Raw genomic sequence first — 18,517 nt, forward strand, 5'->3', positions numbered from 1 at the left:
GCGCAGCGCCCGTCTCGCGTTGCACGTTCCTCTTCCGGTAGATCGAATGGCGCTCAATGAGACGCTGTTGACCCGGCCTGTCATGGCTTGCCGATTCGCCAAACACACGTAACGAAGACAGTCCGAACAGGCGTCGAGCAATTGCGGCGGGGCGCCTCCGGGTTGTCATTCTGTCCAGCGGTCGTGTCATGGACACGACCTGCCTGCCGCGCCGTCCGCGCACCCTGCTCACATCGCTTCGAACAAAAAAAGCCTGCTCACGGGATAGTCCCGGAGCAGGCTTTGACTCGTCCCGTGACACTCAGGTCACAGCGAACAGAATGTCCTGCGGTAACAGCGGTGACTTGTCGATCGCCTGCAGCGCGCGAATCCTTTCACGCGAGACGACCTGCGGATCGACCCACCAATCCTCGAACGGAATCGGATGCGGCGAAACGGGCGGGAACAGCACGGACACGTCTCGCCCGACGAGTTCATAGCCGTGGCGAAGCAGAATATCGCGACTCTCGCTGCGGGCGCGAAAATCGCCCGAATACGCATCGGTTTCGAATGTGATCACTGAGAACCGGTAGCGATCCAGCGGCAACTTCTTCAGGACCTGCAGCGTGTTGTAGCTCGGATCGATGTCGAGTTGCAGATAATCGATTCGCTGCGTGTCTTGACCGAACCATACGGGCAACGCCTTCGCGTAATCGAGTGCGAGCGCGTCTGCGAGCACGAGCGTATGGTCGGGCCGGTCCTTGAGCCAGCTGCCGAAAAATGCCGGATCGAACTCGATCGACACGCCTTGCCAGCTGTAAAGGAGCGCCAGCAACGCAGTGTTGTTGTTCGACAGCGGATAATTCGCGCCGACTTCCAGATAGCGGCCGTTCGTACGGCCCTCCAGCATCGACAGCACGAAGATGTCCTGCCATGCCTGCGAAGCGTTGCGATTGAGCGTGCCAGCACCCGCGAACGGGAAGCGCAAATGCTGCTGCATCTGCGGCTGCCACGTCCACGCTTGCTGCAATGACTGAATATCCATAGAGATGGCGTCTTGCATGCGAATCCCGGCTTAGACGATTTCGATTTCCGGGAACGGGAAAATCAGTCGCCCGCCACTCTTCAGATACTCGCTTTCACGGCGCAGGATGCCGTTCTTGAAGTGCCACGGCAGGACGAGGAAATAGTCCGGCTTCATTGCACGCGCCTTCGCTTCGGAGATGATGGGGATATGCGTGCCCGGCGTCACGCGGCCGAATTTCTCCTCGTTCACTTCGGCGATGGCCGGAATGTCTGCCGCAGTGAATCCGCAGAACTGCAGCACGACGTTACCCTTCGTCGAAGCACCGTAACCGAGCACCTTCTTGCCGTCCGCATTCAGCGCGCGGATCAGTCGCGTCAGGTCGTCGCGATGGCGGAACACGCGCTCCTCGAATTCGCGATAAGGACGCGGCGTATTCAGGCCCATCCGGTCTTCCTGCTCGAGCAGCCAGTCGATCACCGGATGATTGACCTTGATCGAATGGTCGCCGGCTTTCGCGGCCGTCACGGCGAAGCTGCCGCCGTTGACGGCATTCATCACGACGTCCACCAGCTTGAGGCCGGCCGCTTCCAGAATGATCTTCACGACGGCGAGCGAATAGTACTCGAGGTGCTCGTGGCAGATCGTGTCGTACGAATTCAGACGCAGCATCGACGGCATGTAGCTTTGCTCGAAATGCCAGACACCGTCATCGGCGAGAATCGATTCGATCTGTTTCGCGAATTCAATCGGCGCTTCGAGGTCGTAGAACATCGCGATCGACGTGACGATCTTCGCCGGGCGACTTTCGACCGAGCGGTAAGCGTCGGCGGAAAAGAAGTCGGGGACGAGGCGCACGTCTTCCGGATAGTATTCACGGAACTTGTTGCCCGTCGGATCGATGCCGATCCGGCGCAGACCGTTGGTGCGGTAAGCCCTCAGCGTCGTGGAGTCGTTGCTGCCGATGTCGAGCACGACGTCGCCGGCCGAGAGCGGCTTCAGGCGTTCGAGGTACGCGATCTTGTCGGTCAGGTGATCGACCATCGACTGGTTCAGCCCCGATCGATAGCCGTAATTGTCGCCATACATCTCCGACGGCTCGTACGAATGCGCGAGCTGCAACAAGCCGCTGCCCGGCGACCACACGAGCTCGAGCGGGCCCTGCGTGACCGGCTCGTCAGCCGATTTCGGAAAAACGCCGGTAAGTGCCTGGTGGCCGAGATTGAGCACCGGGATCTGATGCGTGCTGCCGCTCACACGGCAACCGGGAATGGCACGATATGAATTCATGGATGGCTCCGGAACGAAGCGATTTCGGTGGTAAACGATTTCGGTGGTAAACGGATGGAATGGAGTCACTGCACGCGATCTGCCGTGTGCGTGGCGACCGCCGAATCCGAGATCAACATGTTGTGGCCGAACACACCGGCGTTCCTGAAGTGTTCGACGATCAGATAGCTGTGCAGACGTTCGAGCAGGAAGCCGACCGAGCGCCGTTGATAACCGTCGCGCGCAACGAAGCGCGGCGAGTTCATGAACTCCGAGGCGCGCTCGAGCACCGCGAAGATCGAGCGGAACAAATCGACGTGGTAGAGACCGATGCTGCAGGAGGGCACGAAGTGCTGCTGGCTGATGAATTTAAGCGCGTCCGAGGAATCGAACAGCTTCTCGCCCATCATGTACTGCGTGAAGCTCAGGAAATCCTCGAGTACGTGGGCGCCCTGGTATTGCGCAATGACGCCCGCCGCACCGAGGGTGATCGGCGTATTGAAGCAGCTGTTCGTACGCTGACGCTCGAAGCAATATGCGTAATTGCCCAGCTCCGCTTCCTGAACCACGGAAGCCCACGGCAGATTGCTTGCTTTCGGCGCATTGACTGGCGTGGGCGAAATGAACCGGCGGTACTGAAAGATATTCAGATACTCGTAGCCCGACGCGATCGAGTCGAGATTGCGAAACAGCCAGAAAAGCTGCGCGTATTCCGACAACGCGTGCCCGTGCTCGCCGTACAACTCATCAGGCACGATTGCCTTTCTCCGGATGTTGCCCGGCACGGCATTCGGCGAAATCAACAGATCGACGAAATGCGCGTGCTCGGCCGGAAACGGCACGTGCCCGATGCACACATTCAACGTATTCATTTTGACGGGCCCACAAAGCCTTTTGCGAAGCTAAAGGCTAACGGCTGTGCCTTCCCGTCAATCGGGCGAACAGACCGCGGTTAGCGGTGCAATTCTTTGGATGCGCTGTTGGCACTGGCGCTTCGTCGTGCACACCCGGGCAGGCGCGGTCAGGAGCACGATCGAAGGCATCGAGTTCCAGATGGACATCCTTACGGATTGCCTGGTATCGGGCGCATGCAACGCATTGAGCGTGTCAAGCCACGCTCGACAGCGGAGGACACGAACGCCTTGCGGAGGTCATGGAGCCAGAGGTGTGACGGGATATGACGCTGATGTGTCGAGTTCTGAAGGCGTCCCGCGGCAGGACTCTCGACTTTGCAGTGGTGAGAATTTTTGGCGCGCCCGGCTGGGATCGAACCAGCAACCCCTGCCTTCGGAGAGAAGAATAATCTCTCTAACACCCTCCACCATTGTCTATAAATAACTGATTTTATTGAAATATCGATTCCCACAGAGGCAACTAGAGACCCCTGTTTTCTAGTATAGTTACGTATTGGTTACGTACTTTCTGGAGGGCACGGGGCCATGACAGCAGCCGACATCACGACCAAAAAGGGACGCGCGGCGCTCGCGACCCGGCGTGATCCCCACTGGTACAAACTCGGTGAGGGCGTCCATCTCGGGTTTCGCAAGATGACGACGGACTCGGGGACGTGGATCGCTCGCCGTCGCCACGACGACAAGGGTTACGACTTTCGCTCGCTCGGTGAACAATCTTCGTTCGATGAGGCGAAGCGCGCCGCCGAAGAGTGGGCGCTCGGCGTAAATCAGGGCGCGAGCGCGAAACCCACGACCGTCAAGGAGGCTTGTGCGCTCTACGTCACCGACATTACGCATCGCAAGAGCGCTACGACGGGCAAGGACGCCGCCGGCAGGTTCCGTCGACTCGTTGATGACGTGCCGATTGGCCGGGTCGCGCTCGACAAGCTGCGCACTTCGCACGTCGAGACGTGGCTCCACGCTCAGGTCGACGATATTGAGGCTGACGACCCCGACGCATTGCGTCGCGCGAAAGCGTCAGCCAATCGAAACCTCGCAACGTTGAAGGCAGCGCTTAACAAGGCGCTGAAGGATCGACTGGTCGCAACCGACGCGGGCTGGAAAACGGTCGCAAAGTACAAGGGCGTCGGCAGGCGGCGAGAGACCATTCTGACGCCCGCCGAGTCGGCTCGCCTGCTCTCGGCGATGTCCGATGCGGCGCGCCCCTTCATGACGGCAATCGCGCTTATCCCGTCGCGACCCGGCGAGATTGCCGCGCTGCGCGTTCGCGACTTCAACGCGAAGGCGGGGACGCTCGCGCTCGACGGCAAGACCGGTCGGCGCGTCGTGCCAATCTCAACGGATGCCATCGCGTTCCTGGGTGGCGAGGTTAAGGACAAACTTCCGGGTGCGCTCATCTTCGCGCAAACCAACGGCGTACAGTGGACGCGCTTCGAGTGGCGCGACGCGTTTCGTGAGGCGGCGACCGCTGCTAGCTTCGGACCGGATGTTGTGACCTACACGTTGCGGCATACCGCGATAACCAACCTGCTAGCCGCTGGTATGGATTCGGTGCTTGTTGCGCGTCTCGCCGGTACTTCGGTCGAGATGATCGCGAAGCACTACGAGCATGCCGACTCGGGTACGCTGCGCGCGATGCTCGACGCCGTGCCTTCGCTTGTGCGGGGGACCGCATGAGGGACATTGCCGATCTGATGCGGCAGTTCGAGCAGGCATACGCGCGCGTGCGGGGTGACGGCGGCACGTGGGGCACGGTCGATAAGGACATGGGCGAGACGGCTGCAGAAATCGCCGCGTGGATCGGCACAAACCGGCTCCCCGCCGATGACGCGTCAATCGAGACGCGCGTGCTGTGGGTGCTCGGGCGCTGGCTTGTCTCGCCCGCCGTGGACGCATACGAGCGCAAGCATGGTGTGCGTTGTCTGCCCTACGTGGGCGAGGCTGACGGACTTTTAACTGATGTGCAGCGGCGCAACTGGTCGGCGCTCTGTGAGGTAGTGGAGCGCGTTCTCGACGGTGCAACGGTGGACGCCGCGTGCGCCCTAATGGACGAGCGGCACGGCATGAGTCCCGGCTTTTTCCGCGCCCGGTACTATAGCAAGGAATATCGCGCTGATCTGGCGGAATACGAGGCGCTATTAAAGGCCGAAGGCGAGCAGTAACGTTTTTTCAAAAGCCTGTACTGCGGGTAATCGAGCGATACAGGTTTCCTGAAAACCTGCGCTTACGGAACACGCGCGCACTCTCAATACTCCTCTCAACCGCTCTATTAATCACGAGCGGGGTCAATCTACAGAGAGGGAGTATGAATACTCAATTTATCGGGCAGTACTTCACGATCCCTGAAACAGCGCAGCGTGCCCGCGTCTCTGTTGCTCATCTTCATAACCTGTGGGCGGCAGGCAAAGGTCCGGCACGCACGCGCATCGGTCGACGCGTTTTTGTGACCGAAGAAGCCCTGCGCGCCTGGGTCGCGAGCATGACGGAACCCGCCGACAGGGAGGTTGCATGATGGACGCCCTCGAAAGCGGACCGGAATTCAATCTCACGCCCCCGCCGCAAGTCGTGCCGCGCGATGCGCGCATGCGGGACATCGCCGACTACCTCGAAACGCGCTATCGCCAGGGCGACAAAATGGCAGGCAACTGCATCGACCTCGTGCACGAACTGCTGGACGGGCGCGGCAACCTGCGCGCGAACGTTGATGCGCTCGCCATGGCCGCGAAACGCGTGGCGTTCAACCTGCGTGCGCTCGAATGCGGTGACGAGCAACCGCGCCGAAATGAGGCCACATTCGCTGCACTCGCCGGGCTGCTCGAAGAGGCACTCGATCTCATGGACGGTGACGGGGGCGCGCAATGCGACGCGCCAGCAGGGGTGAAGTGATGCGCGCGCTCAACGCCATCGACCCGGACTGCTCGCGGCCCGAATGGTTACGGGTAGTGTTCGCGTTGCACGCGCTCGGCATGCACGGCGAGGCCCGCGAGTGGTCGGAGCGCGGCGCCAAATTCAACGGGCGGGATTTTGAAACGACATGGAGGAACGCCGACGAAGGCGGCAACTACGCGGGGGTGGTGACAACCCGCACGCTCTTTTTCATCGCGCGCGACTACGGCTACACGGCGCCGAAAAAAGTGGCACGGGTTCGACCTGTGCCCCGTGCCGCCTCACTTCCAGTGGAGGTACATGCAATGGAAAACGATAGTACATGCAAGCCGGGATTCATACCCGATCCACCAACGCCAATGTTGCGCTATGTGCACGGCACGAGCGCGGACGGGCATCCGTACATTGCGCGCAAGATGATGCAGGGCGCAGGCAACGTGCAACTCGCCGAGTGGGACGATGGTGAACTGCGCGCCGTGTTCCTGCTGCTGTCCATCGCGGACGGCTCGCCGGTGACGTTGCAGGCAGTCAGCGGCAACGGGGACAAGCTCAACCTTGAAGGGGTACAACTGCGCGACAGCGCATGGCGTGCGGACTCGCGCTCGACCTCGATGCAGGCGGACGGTGCCAGGGGGGTGATTGTCTGCGAGGGGTTTGCGAGTGCCTGGGCGACGGCGTGCGCCACACGTCACGAGTACATGGTGCTCGCTGCCACGAGCAAGGTACGGCTTGGCGCCGTCGTGAGAGCGGCGTGCGCGAAGTGGCCGGGCCTGCCGCTGCTCGTGCTGCCGGATCGCGACGCGCTCGCCGAAGGGCGCAAGGCATGCAGGGGCGGTGCGAAGCTCGTGGCGCTGCCTGCCGACATCGAGCCGGAAAACGTGGGCTTCGATCCGTGGGACTGCTGGACGTGGCCGTTGCGCGGCGCCGCGCTCGCGGGCGTGGCGAACGCCGAAGCGCTCAACGATACGGGCGGCGCGCGCATGCTGCGCGAGGCGATTGACGCCGCGCACGAGCCGGGCAACGGCACGGACGCCGCACAACCCGCACAACCGCAGGAGCCGGAAACCGATCCGCGCGAGCAGAAAATGCTTGACGTGTTCGACAAGATCACGATGTTCGAGCATCGCCTGCCGTTCGGATTCGATGGCATGCGCCAGCGCATCGTGTGGACGGGCGAGCGTCCGTGGAACCTCGGGCACCTGCCGGACACGTGGCAGGACTGCGACACCACGGGCCTGATCCTGTTCCTCGAAAAGCAGATTGGTCTGAGTGCAGGCGTCGAGACGGTCGAAAAGGCGGTCGAGTATTACGCACGGCAGCATGCTTTTCACCCATTGCACGACTGGCTCGATGCGCTCGAATGGGATGGTGTGTGCCGCGTCGATACGTTTTTCTCGGCCTACATGGGCGCCGTGGACACGCCCTATAACCGCGAAGTCGCGCGCGTGCTGCTGCTCTCGATGGTGGCGCGCGTGATCGGGCCGGGCTGCAAGGTGGACACCATGCCGATCCTCGAAGGGGCGCAGGGTGTTGGCAAATCGATGTCCCTGCGCGCCCTCGCGAGCGACGCCTATTTTACGGACTGCCTGCCTAATCCGGGCGACGTGAAGGAAGCCGCCGAAGTGCTACCGGGCACCTGGCTCGTGGAGGTGCCGGAACTACACGCGATCCGCAAGGTGGAGGCGCCCGCCCTCAAGTCCTTTCTCTCGCGGCAGGTGGACACCGCACGCGTGGCCTACGGTCGCACGAAAAGCGACATCGCCCGGCAGTGTGTGTTTGTGGGCACAACCAACGAGCGCGCTGGCTACCTGCTCGACACGACCGGCAACCGGCGATTCCTGCCGGTGTGCGTTGGCAGGTGCCGCCCGGATGTGATTGACCTCGAACGGGGCGACCTGTTCGCCGAAGCCATGCACCGCTTCAGGCAGGGCGAGGCATGGTGGACGGGTGATGAAACACTGATCGGCCTGACTGTGGCCGAACAGGGCGCACGAGCCGCAGAGAATCCGTGGATGGATCGCGTGGCGCGCGTGGTGCGCTTCAAGAAGCCAGGTGACGTGCTCACGGTCGCGGGCCTGTATTCCCATATCACGGACTCACACTACACCCGGAAAAACACGCCGGACGCTCACGACATTGCCGATGCACTGCGCCTGCTCGGCTGCACGGTCACGAAATCCCATAACGCGAGCCGGTTCCTCGTGACGGCAGGGGTAATTGCTGAAGCTACCTCATTTTCTGAAGTTACCCTCGGCGAAGCAGGCGCGGCAAGGGTTTGATAAGAGCGTAACTAGGACTAACTGGACTACTACTAACTGCTACAAATACAGGAGTACATAGGAATACAGGATTACAGGAGGTACATAGGCGACATGTCCCCCGTATCCCCCGGACCTGGCGCCTCAAAGCTTGATGAACACGCCCATGAACGGGCATAGGAAATAGCCATGAAAGCCAGAAAGCCAGACTACACCCCACCGCCGGAGGGCACCTACCTCACCGCGCTCGTGCAGGCGGTGTTCTGTGGACGCTCGCAGAGGTTCCCCGATAACGAGAGCGGTGACATTGCACAGCAGTTCGAACTGCGCGCCCTCGACGGGCAGCCCTCACTCGATGACAACGGACGTGGCAAGCCGCCGCTCGTCTGGATCATGCCGTGGACGTTCAGTCTGTATTACAAGGCGAAATTCGCGCAGCTATGGGCTGGCGCGCTCTCGTGCGACGTGGCGGACCTCGCAGACGAACTCGATCTCGAAGATTATCTCGGCACGTGGTTCCGTTGCGAGGTGCGGCACAGCGTGAGCGATAAAACCGGGCGCACGTATCTGAACATCGCCCGGCTCATGCCGCTCGAAAAGGGCGACACCATCGGTCTGCCGCGCCACTGCTACAACAAGCCGCAAGCGTATGAAATCGCGGATGGGCGCGGCAAGGTGTTCGACAGCCTGCCAGGCTGGCTGCAGGAACGTCTGATGGACAGTCCCGACTGGCCGGACGCGGGCAACGTCACCGAAGCGGCAAAAGCGAAGCATTCCGACGCGAAACGCAAGGTGAAGCCCCATCCGGTGCAGCGTGTTGCACAGGTTGACAAGGCCGGACGCACGGCCCCGGCAGGCGGCACCGGGTTTGATGACATGAACGAGGACGTGCCGTTCTGAGCATGGAATCATGCGAGGCCATCGAAGCGCGGTTACGCACGTGGTGCGTCGAACACGACCGCCTGATAACACCAGTGGGCGACGTGGACGAAGCCACCGCTGCCGCCCTGCTCGGTGTGGCCGATTGCACGCTGCGCGCATGGATTCGCGAAGGGCGCTCACCCGTGCAGCCTTCGCGCATGATCGCCGGGCGGCGCAGGTATGCGCTGCGTGAGATTGTGCAGTATCTCTGCGATTCCCAGCATTTCGAGTATCCACCGTAGCTCCAGTTTGCAGCCGGAACGAATCCGCCCTATCCCTCTAACGGGGCAAGGCGGGTTGCTTTTGACTGGGGGTGAACCATGCTCGAACAGGACATCGCGGCGGCACGCGCCGCGCGCTGCCTCGCGGTGTGCCGGGGTGAACCGGTGGCGGCACGGCAGTATTGCGTTGCACAGTATGGTGCAAAGGCGCTGGCCGCGACGCTGCTCGAACGCATCATGACGATGGACACCATGCCGGACGGCGATGCAACCATTGATTACGGCGCGCGCATCGTGACCATGATCGAGCGGCGTTCCGTCGTGGGCCTCGTGAACGCCATCCATGCGTTCTATCGTATCGGTGCGCTCGAACCAATTCTCACGGCAAGCCCTAACGCGGTGGCGCAATGGGTGGCCGAAGGTGCACAAAAGCCGGTGGTGAACGGTCCGACACTGGACGCACTGCGCGTTCCGGCTCGCAAGGTGACCGTGACCGTTCCGTACAGCGTCGAATTCTTGCGTCTTACCCATGCCCGCGTGGACCTCGCGGTTAACGCCGATATGACTCATGCGCTGCGCGTCGCGGAAGATTCCGCATTCTGCGACGCTGCACCGGGCGATGCAGCCCGCCCTGCGTCAATTTTCTACGAGCACGTGATAACGGGCACCGGTGACCCGCAAACCGATTTCGCAGCGCTGATCGCCCGCATTCCCGAGGAATATCTGGCCGATGTTGTGCTGCTGCTCAATGCAGCCGACTGTGTGGCGCTGCTCACCGCTGGGCTCGCGGACAATCAAACCCTGAGCGTTGCCAGTGGTGGCCTCGTGGCGGGGCTGCCCGCCGTGGTGAGTGGCGGCGTGCCACGCGGCGCAATCGGCTGGTGCGTGCCGCGCCTGATCGCGCTCGTGGACGAAGGAAGCCGGATTACCAGTTCGGACGAAGCGACGCTCGAAATGACGGACGGCACGCTCGTAAGTCTGTGGGAATCCGATCTGGCGGCGTTGCGCGGTGAGCGCTGGATTGCCTGGGCACCACTCGCGAATAACGTAGCGGGCATGATGACAGGCGTCCTTGCCTCGAACCTCGCGCCGACGAAGCGCGCGAAAGCATAGGAGGGTGGAACAATGGAACCGATCATGGATCGCGGTCGTGTGGTTGACGTGGTGCGCGGTTCGACACTGTTGCAGATTGACAGAGCAATTGAGGAAGCGCGCGAAATTTCCGGTGTTGCAAGCACGCCCGCCCCGGATCGTTACGGCGACGTTGTCAACCCGCTCGGCGTGCGGTTCAGGACCCCGCTGCCGCTGCTTGTAGGACATGACCATCAAAAGACTGTGGGTTCAGTGATACTCGGCAAGCCTTCACAATATGGCATTGCGTTCCGGGCAGTAATTGCAAAGATCGCGCAGGACGGCCCGCTCAAAACGCTCTGTGACGATGCGTGGCAAGCGGTGAAAGCGGGACTGCTGCGCTCGGTATCAATTGGCTTTCGCCCTCTGGAATCTGAACCTATCGATGGCGGTAGCGTGCGCTACACGAAATGGGAATGGTTGGAACTATCTCTGGTTAGCATTCCTGCGAACGTCGATGCCGCAATCACCGAAATGAAATCGCTCACGCTGGCGGAACAGGTTGTCGAACGGCAACTCGCGCAGTGGCGCGCAGAGAACCCGCGACCGCAGCGCAAGCCGTGCGTCGTGGTACGGCTCGCGGATCCGCCCGGCGCTTCGCGTATTCGGCAAGGTTAAGGGATACGCCCACAGCCCGGTACGTGCAGCAAATCGAGGATGGACGGCCTTGCCCGCACTAGCCGCGTGTCCGAAATTTCATCCTTTCGGACGACCTATCTGCGTTTGGGTTGAACTATCCTCGTCGAATAACGGCTGTCGCGAGCCTGCTGGGGGAAATGGCGATGGGCGGTATCAGGACCAACATCGGACCAAGCGATTACCTTGTCCTGGCCACCGCACTGCGGCGGCGGGCGATGGAATGCCTGCCTGAGGATCGAGGTGCCCTGCTTGAAGAAATCACGCAGTTCGTTGAATTTGTGGCACCGGCTGTATCCGAGCACAGATACTTCGAAACCCATACAGCCTTGGCTCGCTCGCTGATTTTGATACACGATCCGATATCGGCTCTCGACCATATCGATGCGTTGCTCGTGAGTTGTGGTGCAGTTCGGACACGACCGCCGCGCCTTTTACTTGTCACCAGTGTGTCCGCGCCGCTACCGTGAACCCAGGCGCGCGCGAACAGCACGGCAGGTAGATGGTGAGGTGCCCTGGTCCGTGCCGGTTTGGCGCCCGCGTTCTTTTCTATACTGATGGCACACGTACGCAACGGAGGTGTGCCGTGGCCTCAATCCCTGCTATCGCGTGGATATCGGACGATACCGCGCGTCGCGTCGATGAACTGCTGCCGATGTATGGCGGTGTGCGCGAGAGGTTGCTAGGCACGCTGATTGAAAAGGGATTGACGGTGCATTCGCGCGGCGCACCTCGCGACACGGTGATGAAGGCGGCGACGGTAACGCGAAAGGCGTCGCGCGAAGATTGACCGACATCATTAGTGGGGCGGGATCATTTGGATTCTGGCGCTCGACCCGGAAACCGCCCGTAGTCATTCGCTTGCCCGCAGACCCCCAACCTTCCATACCGCCACCCGCTTCACACCCCGGCAAAACCCAACGCGCACACCATGGAACGACAGAAACCCGACGATGCCACCCGCGACGCCACGGGGCGACTGCTGCCGCCTGCCACGCTCGACGCTCGCGCGAAAGAGATTTTCAACTCGATTGTTGGCTCGTGGCCGGGTGCCAAGTTCAAGCGAAGCGACTTGCTGACGCTCACCGCGCTCGTGCATGCGCACGTACTGCATGCGGACATGGTGGTGACGATTGCGCGCGAGGGTGCCATGCTCAAGGGGCGAGGCGGCGGACCGCGCGAGCATCCCGCCTGCCGCACGCAACGGCGTGCAGCGTCAACCATTGCAAACCTGACCTCACGGCTCGGACTGAGTGGCGCGACCGACCATCGCAAAAGGGATGCAGCCCGGCGTGACGATCCGGTGGACGTGCTGCGCGATGACCTGCACCATGAAGGAATTGACCTCGACGCCCTGCCGCGCGACGGCCTCACCGGTGGGCTGCTGGTCACGGCGGAACTCGGCGCACTGGCGAAGCGGCACCCCGGACTGTACTTCGTGACAGCCAGTGACTTGAGCGAGGATATACGTGGCCCGGTGGAATCGTGGCCGCAAAAACGCAGGCGGCTCGAACGCGAGATGAAACGCACCGTGGCCCGCGTCGGACACGACGGCGCTGGGTGACCGGTGTCAACACATGGGCGGCGGTGCCGCGCGGTCACGTTCAGTTAGTACGGAAAAGTTCGTCGAAGAATTTCCGTGCAGTTACGTACTCGTTACGTACTTTGCTGCGTTGCGTACTCGGAAAATCCCGGGAACCCTTGTCAGACCTGGCGCGCCCGGCTGGGATCGAACCAGCAACCCCTGCCTTCGGAGGGCAGTACTCTATCCATTGAGCTACGGGCGCGTTGACTTGCTGGCGCCGCCGACTGACCGAAGAATACGGAAAAGGCAGCGCCGAAGAGAGACCGAGAGAATAACCGGTTTCGGTTAAACCGTCCACCGCACAGGTTATTAAGGGTCGCATCTCCACGAGGCACAACCCAGGCGAAACAGCGCAGGCCGCCACCGGTCCGCTCCGGGTAAACGCCCGCTGAACTCCCTCCGCGCCCACCCACCAGCCGCAAACCCTTCCGTCTATAATCGTCGGTGTTTGATCTGCCGCATGGCCATTGCCGTCCTGCTGTACCGCTCACCATAAAACCAACGGGAGTCGAGACAAGCATGAGCGAAGCACCCCACGGAGCCCCGATCAAAACGCCCGGCCAGCTGATCGCCGCTGTCATCGCCGGGTTTGCCGTCCCCATCGTCATCATCATTCTGCTCGCCTATTACGTCGACAACACGACGCGCACCGGCGCGGGCACCGACGAACTCTCCACCCAGCAGGTCGCCGCGCGCATCGCGCCGGTCGCGCAGGTCAACGTGCGCGACGCCAATGCGCCGCGCGTCTACAAGACCGGCGAGCAGGTCTTCCAGGCCGTCTGCTCGGCGTGTCACGCCTCGGGCGCCGCCGGCGCGCCGAAGTTCGGCAACTCGGGCGACTGGGCACCGCGCATCGCGCAGGGCTTCGACACGCTCTGGAAAACGGCGCTCTCGGGCAAGGGCGCGATGCCCCCGCGCGGCGGCACGAGCCCCGACGACTACAGCGACTACGAAATCGGCCTCGCCGTCGCCTATATGGCGAACCACGCCGGCGCGAACTTCCAGGATCCGCCCAAGCCCGCGCCAGGTGCGGCCAACGCCGCCAACGCGGCGTCGGGCGCGGCGGCCGCTGCACCGGCCTCGGGTGCAGCGGCCGCCGATACGAACGCCGCCCAGGCGCAAGCCGCCGCGGAGGCGATCGCGGCCATCCCGCAGGCTTCGACCGCTCCCGCGGCCGGTGGCGGCTCGCAAAGCGCCGACGCCTCGCAAGCGGGCAAGGCGCTCTATCAGCAGGTTTGCCAGGCGTGTCACGCCGCGGGCGTGCTGGGCGCGCCGAAATTCGGCAACAAGGCCGACTGGGCGCCGCGCCTCAAGGACTCGATGGACACCGTCTACAACTATGCGCTGCACGGCAAGGGCCAGATGCCGCCCAAAGGTGGCTCGACCGCCTCCGACGCCGACGTGAAGGCCGCCGTCGATTACATGGTTAGCGCGGCGAAGTAAGCGCCGAAGGTGCGCCAAAGCGCAAAACGATCCCCGCCCGTAGCGATACGGCGCGGGGATTTTTATATCCGTCGATGAAACAGCGGTCGCGCGTCAGCGCACGGGACGCGCAAATTCGCGGGCAAAGGCGAACGCACCCGAATCGTCACCGGCAAGCGCGCCGTAGCGCGCAGCCAGTTCGGCGGCAGCGAGCCACGGATAGCTCAAGCCCTGTTGCAGGCGCTCGAGCCGCGTACCGTCCGGGTCGTCGATCACGTCCATCCGGGCAATGTGAATGTGGAGTGCCGCAACACGCGGCGCGATGTCGTTCGCATCGAAAGTCCAGCGATACGTGCCGTGACCGATGCGCAGCGCGCCCGCCGCGTCCTCGCGCATCACGACGAGCCAGGGCAGCGCGTCGATCGTGCGCTCGCGCACCACGAGCGCAGCGGCCTCGCAAAGGTAGTAGGTGCGGCAGCGCGAATAGCGCTCACCGAAATCGCTCACCAGCGTCTTCGCGATCGCCTCGGCGCCGACGCTGCGCGCCGGAAACGCGATGTTGGGTGTGGCCAGCGAGAACGTCAGTTCGGCGTCCGGCGCGAACGCTTCTTGAATCCGTGCGGGCTTCGTGTTGTCCTTCGCGTCGATATACGTTTCGAGCGCGTGACGGTAATGCGGCAGTAATGGATCTTCCATCGGCGGCAGCGAGCAGGACAGGGGCGTTCACTCTACTGCCGCCCGCGTCCCAAACAAGCAAACACCCGCTGCACGCCAGGGTCATCACCCCTTCTGCAACAACGCCTTCAAACTCGCCAGCCGGTCCTTCGGCGTCATCGGCGCTTCTTCGGCGGTCGGCGGCGGCGCATCGTCGAGGCCCATCTCCGGAATGAAGCGCGACGCCTCGCACACCACCGTCTCGCGCGCCCGCTTGCGCTTCTTGCACCAGTTCAGATGCAGGCTGCGCTGCGCGCGCGTGATCGCCACGTACATGAGGCGGCGCTCTTCCTCGATGCGCCCTTCGTCGATCACATCGTCTTCCGAGCCGCCGCGGTGCGGCATGATCCCCTCTTCCACGCCCACCAGGAACACGTGCGGATACTCCAGCCCCTTCGACGCATGCACGGTCGAAAGCCGCACGGCGTCCGGGTCCTCTTCCTTGCCTTCGAGCATCGACATCAGCGCGACGGTTTGAATGAGGCCCATGAGGTTCTTGCCGGTATCGGCGAGGCCGTCGGCGTTGTCATAACCGGTGGCTTCGCTGTCTTCGCCGATCTCCTGCTCGGGCTTCGTGCCCTTGCGCTTGAGCCACTCGAGGAATTCGAGCACGTTCTGCCACTTCGATTGCGCCTGGCGCTCGTCGAAGGCGTCGTAGAGATACGCCTCGTAGTGAATCGCGTCCATGAGGTCGTCGAGCACGACCGTCGCGGGGTCCTTCTGCGCGCGCTCGGCGAGGCGCTGCATGAAGTCGCAGAACACGCGCATCGGCTCGACCTGGCGCGCCGAAAGCCGCGCCTCGATACCGCCCATGTAGACGGCCTCGAACAGCGACACCTTCGCCTGCCCCGCGAACGAGCCGAGCGCTTCGAGCGTGGTGTTGCCCACACCACGGCGCGGCGTGGTGATCGCACGGATGAACGCGGGATCGTCGTCGTGATTGGCGATCAGGCGCAGGTAAGCGCAGATGTCCTTGATCTCGGCCTTGTCGAAAAACGACTGGCCGCCCGAGAGCACGTAGGGAATGCGCTCGCGGCGCAGCACCTGTTCGAAGATGCGCGCCTGGAAGTTGCCGCGATACAGAATCGCGTAGTCGCGAAACTGCGCGCGGCGCTCGAACTTGTGCGCCGAAAGCCGGAACACGACCGACTCGGCCTCGTGCTCTTCGTCGTTGCAGGGCGTGACGGTGATGGTGTCGCCCATGCCGTGCTCGGACCACAGCTTCTTCTCGAACAGCTTCGGATTGTTCGCGATGACGTTATTCGCGGCCGTCAGGATGCGCACCGTCGAGCGGTAGTTCTGCTCGAGCTTGATGACGTGCAGCTTCGGAAAGTCCTTGCCGAGCTGCGCGAGGTTTTCGAGCGTGGCGCCGCGCCAGCCGTAGATGGCCTGGTCGTCGTCGCCCACGGCCGTAAACGCCGCGCGCGGGCCCGCCAGCAGTTTCAGCAGTTCGTACTGGCAGGCGTTGGTGTCCTGGTATTCGTCGACGAGGAGGTAGCGCAGCTTGTTCTGCCAGCGGTCGCGCACCTGCTCGTTTTTCGCAAACAACTCGGCGGGCAGGCGGATCAGGTCGTCGAAGTCCACCGCCTGATACGCGTGCAACGTCGCCATGTAGTTGCGGTAGACGATGGCCGCCTGGTGCTCGTCCTCGTTCGAGGCCGTGGCCAGCGCCTGCTCGGGCATCACGAGACCGTTCTTCCAGAGCGAGACGATCGACTGGATCTTGCGGATGAAGCCTTTGTCCGTCGAGCCCACCTGCTCCTGGATCATGGCGAAGCAGTCGTCGGCGTCCATAATCGAGAACTGGGGCTTCAGGCCCAGGTGTTCCGCCTCCTGGCGCAGGATCTGCACGCCCAGCGAGTGGAACGTGCAGACCGTCAGCTGGTTGGTCGGCACCTTGCGGCCTTCCTTGCCGGGCGTGGTGAGCGTCTTGCCTTCGAGCAGCTTGCCCACGCGCTCGCGCATTTCGGCGGCGGCCTTGTTCGTGAAGGTGACGGCGGCGATATGGCGCGGCTCGAAGCCTTTCGCTTCGATGAGGTGCGCGATCTTCTGCGTGATGACACGCGTCTTGCCGCTGCCCGCGCCGGCGAGCACGAGACAGGGACCGTCGAGATAGCGCACCGCTTCGTTCTGGGCGGAATTGAGGCCTGCGGACATCGTTGGCTGGATTGGAAAAACGGGTGGTACGGCTGGGAGGCGTGCGGACGAGGCGCCTGGCCTTTCGTGACGCCGCACGGCGCGAGGCGTGCGAACGTCGCAGCGGCCTCTCACGCGGGAGGTGCGATGTTAACACGGCACAGCGATACGCCGATGGCGCCCCCGATGTTCCTTTCCGCCGGTCATCCGTCCCTCGCCGCGTTCCGCTCGTTCTACGCGCCGTGCCACAATAACGGGCTCCCGCCACCCGCACTCGCTGGAAAGAGGACGCGCTAAATGACTGCACCGCAACCGCTGCAAATCGGCCTGATGGGCTACGGCTTCGCCGGCCAGACTTTCCACGCCCCCGTGATCGCGCATAGCGGCGCCGCGCAGCTCGCCGCCATCGCCACGAGCCAGGCCGAACGCGCCCAGGCTGACTACCCCGATGCCGCGATCGTGCCCGACCTCGACGCGCTGCTCTCGATCGACGCCATCGAATGCGTCGTGATCGCCACGCCCAACGACACGCACTACGACCTCGCGCGCCGCACGCTCGAGCGCGGCAAGCACGTGCTGGTCGACAAGCCGGTCACGCTCACGGCCGAGGAAGCGCGCACGCTCGCGGCCATCGCAAAGCAGCGCGGCCTCGTGTTCGCGCCGTTCCACAACCGCCGCTGGGACGGCGATTTCCTCACCGTGCGCGAGCTGATCGAGCGCGGCGAACTCGGGCGCATCACGCACTACGAATCGCATTTCGACCGCTTCCGCCCGCAAGTGAAGCAGCGCTGGCGCGAAGACGCCACGCGCGGCGGCGGCCTGCTCTACGATCTCGGCCCGCACCTGATCGACCAGACGCTCGCGCTGTTCGGCGCGCCCGAGTCGATCACCGCGTTCGTTCACACGCGCCGCGAAAACGCGAGCGCACCGGATTACGCGCACCTCGTGCTGCGCTACCCGCACCACGACGCCGTGCTGCACGCCAGCGCGCTCGCCGCGTACGCGCCGCGCTTCGCGATTCACGGCACGCACGGCAGCTATCTGAAGAACGGGCTCGACACCCAGGAAGATCAGCTCAAGGACGGCCTGCGCCCGGGCCAGCCCGGTTTCGGCGCGGGCAACGAGACGGGCCGCCTGCATGTGCTGCGCGATGACGGCCAGGAAGCCGATCTCGACGTGCCCAACGCCGCGGGCAATTACGCCGATCTGTACCGCGCGCTGGCCGCGGCGATCCGCGAAGGCAAGCCGTTCCCGGTGAGCCCGCAGGACGCCATCGACGTCATGACGCTCATCGAACTCGCCATGCAAAGCGCGCAGGACGGGCGCACGCTGGCGTTCGTGCGCCAGCCCTGAGCGCACCGGCGCGCGCTTTCGGCTGCGGCGTCGACCTTGCATTGCGCCGACGCCGCTGAAAGGTCCAT

19 protein-coding genes and 1 tRNA gene are annotated in these 18,517 nt (G+C 63.1%); 14 read left to right on the plus strand and 6 right to left on the minus strand.

Features of this window, described 5'->3' with window-relative positions:
- Positions 1–301: 301 nt before the first annotated feature.
- From AB4Y35_RS07330 to AB4Y35_RS07340, 3 genes are all read right to left on the minus strand, one after another.
- Positions 302–1,042 (minus strand): hypothetical protein, encoded by a 741-nt coding sequence (locus AB4Y35_RS07330; RefSeq protein ID WP_368703948.1) that lies wholly within the window; start codon positions 1,040–1,042, stop codon positions 302–304.
- 12 nt (positions 1,043–1,054) lie between these two features.
- Entirely contained in the window at positions 1,055–2,293 is a 1,239-nt protein-coding gene (locus AB4Y35_RS07335) for a class I SAM-dependent methyltransferase (RefSeq protein WP_368689545.1), read from the minus strand.
- Between the two features lie 65 nt (positions 2,294–2,358).
- Positions 2,359–3,144, minus strand: a complete 786-nt coding sequence (locus AB4Y35_RS07340) for a hypothetical protein (protein ID WP_368689544.1) — start codon at positions 3,142–3,144, stop codon at positions 2,359–2,361.
- A gap of 567 nt (positions 3,145–3,711) precedes the next feature.
- On the opposite strand from AB4Y35_RS07340, the gene AB4Y35_RS07345 reads away from it, so the two are divergent.
- The 12 genes from AB4Y35_RS07345 to AB4Y35_RS07400 all read left to right on the plus strand — a co-directional run bounded on the left by AB4Y35_RS07345 (position 3,712) and on the right by AB4Y35_RS07400 (position 12,803).
- On the plus strand, positions 3,712–4,863 hold the full coding sequence (locus AB4Y35_RS07345) for a tyrosine-type recombinase/integrase (protein ID WP_368703949.1): 1,152 nt from the start codon (positions 3,712–3,714) through the stop codon (positions 4,861–4,863).
- Complete coding sequence (locus AB4Y35_RS07350) at positions 4,860–5,348, plus strand: hypothetical protein (protein ID WP_368703950.1); 489 nt, start codon at positions 4,860–4,862, stop codon at positions 5,346–5,348. The genes AB4Y35_RS07345 and AB4Y35_RS07350 overlap by 4 nt, the downstream gene beginning before the upstream one ends.
- Positions 5,349–5,491: 143 nt before the next feature.
- Positions 5,492–5,698, plus strand: coding sequence for a helix-turn-helix transcriptional regulator (locus AB4Y35_RS07355; protein WP_368703951.1), 207 nt, complete (start codon positions 5,492–5,494; stop codon positions 5,696–5,698).
- The gene (locus AB4Y35_RS07360; RefSeq protein ID WP_368703952.1) at positions 5,695–6,072 is read left to right on the plus strand and encodes a hypothetical protein; all 378 of its coding nucleotides are present in this window, start codon (positions 5,695–5,697) and stop codon (positions 6,070–6,072) included. The genes AB4Y35_RS07355 and AB4Y35_RS07360 overlap by 4 nt, the downstream gene beginning before the upstream one ends.
- Positions 6,072–8,351, plus strand: a complete 2,280-nt coding sequence (locus tag AB4Y35_RS07365) for a VapE domain-containing protein (RefSeq protein ID WP_368703953.1) — start codon at positions 6,072–6,074, stop codon at positions 8,349–8,351. Before AB4Y35_RS07360 ends, AB4Y35_RS07365 begins: the two co-directional genes overlap by 1 nt.
- A 168-nt stretch (positions 8,352–8,519) precedes the next feature.
- A complete protein-coding gene (locus AB4Y35_RS07370; RefSeq protein WP_368703954.1) occupies positions 8,520–9,230 on the plus strand; it encodes a hypothetical protein in 711 nt (236 codons plus the stop codon).
- Positions 9,231–9,232: 2 nt separating this feature from the next.
- A complete protein-coding gene (locus tag AB4Y35_RS07375) occupies positions 9,233–9,493 on the plus strand; it encodes a hypothetical protein (RefSeq protein ID WP_368703955.1) in 261 nt (86 codons plus the stop codon).
- Between the two features lie 222 nt (positions 9,494–9,715).
- On the plus strand, positions 9,716–10,585 hold the full coding sequence (locus tag AB4Y35_RS07380) for a phage major capsid protein (protein WP_368703956.1): 870 nt from the start codon (positions 9,716–9,718) through the stop codon (positions 10,583–10,585).
- A 12-nt stretch (positions 10,586–10,597) separates the two neighbouring features.
- The gene (locus AB4Y35_RS07385; RefSeq protein WP_368703957.1) at positions 10,598–11,221 is read left to right on the plus strand and encodes an HK97 family phage prohead protease; all 624 of its coding nucleotides are present in this window, start codon (positions 10,598–10,600) and stop codon (positions 11,219–11,221) included.
- Between the two features lie 110 nt (positions 11,222–11,331).
- Positions 11,332–11,709, plus strand: coding sequence for a hypothetical protein (locus AB4Y35_RS07390; protein WP_368703958.1), 378 nt, complete (start codon positions 11,332–11,334; stop codon positions 11,707–11,709).
- 116 nt (positions 11,710–11,825) lie between these two features.
- The gene (locus AB4Y35_RS07395; RefSeq protein WP_368703959.1) at positions 11,826–12,029 is read left to right on the plus strand and encodes a hypothetical protein; all 204 of its coding nucleotides are present in this window, start codon (positions 11,826–11,828) and stop codon (positions 12,027–12,029) included.
- A gap of 141 nt (positions 12,030–12,170) precedes the next feature.
- The gene (locus tag AB4Y35_RS07400; protein ID WP_368703960.1) at positions 12,171–12,803 is read left to right on the plus strand and encodes a P27 family phage terminase small subunit; all 633 of its coding nucleotides are present in this window, start codon (positions 12,171–12,173) and stop codon (positions 12,801–12,803) included.
- Positions 12,804–12,950: 147 nt separating this feature from the next.
- Here AB4Y35_RS07400 and AB4Y35_RS07405 read toward each other — a convergent pair.
- Positions 12,951–13,026 (minus strand) — tRNA-Arg (locus tag AB4Y35_RS07405).
- Between the two features lie 317 nt (positions 13,027–13,343).
- Here AB4Y35_RS07405 and AB4Y35_RS07410 point away from each other — a divergent pair.
- Positions 13,344–14,267: a cytochrome c5 family protein gene (locus AB4Y35_RS07410; RefSeq protein ID WP_368703961.1), complete on the plus strand. Its 924-nt coding sequence runs from the start codon at positions 13,344–13,346 to the stop codon at positions 14,265–14,267.
- Between the two features lie 93 nt (positions 14,268–14,360).
- On the opposite strand, the gene AB4Y35_RS07415 is transcribed toward AB4Y35_RS07410, so the two are convergent.
- On the minus strand, positions 14,361–14,942 hold the full coding sequence (locus AB4Y35_RS07415) for a hypothetical protein (protein ID WP_368703962.1): 582 nt from the start codon (positions 14,940–14,942) through the stop codon (positions 14,361–14,363).
- A gap of 84 nt (positions 14,943–15,026) precedes the next feature.
- Positions 15,027–17,117 (minus strand): UvrD-helicase domain-containing protein, encoded by a 2,091-nt coding sequence (locus AB4Y35_RS07420; protein WP_254319173.1) that lies wholly within the window; start codon positions 17,115–17,117, stop codon positions 15,027–15,029.
- 276 nt (positions 17,118–17,393) lie between these two features.
- Here AB4Y35_RS07420 and AB4Y35_RS07425 point away from each other — a divergent pair, with 276 nt between their 5' ends.
- Positions 17,394–18,449: an oxidoreductase gene (locus tag AB4Y35_RS07425; RefSeq protein ID WP_368703963.1), complete on the plus strand. Its 1,056-nt coding sequence runs from the start codon at positions 17,394–17,396 to the stop codon at positions 18,447–18,449.
- Positions 18,450–18,517: the final 68 nt, after the last annotated feature.

This window comes from Paraburkholderia sp. EG286A (genome assembly GCF_040965375.1).
Lineage (GTDB): Bacteria > Pseudomonadota > Gammaproteobacteria > Burkholderiales > Burkholderiaceae > Paraburkholderia.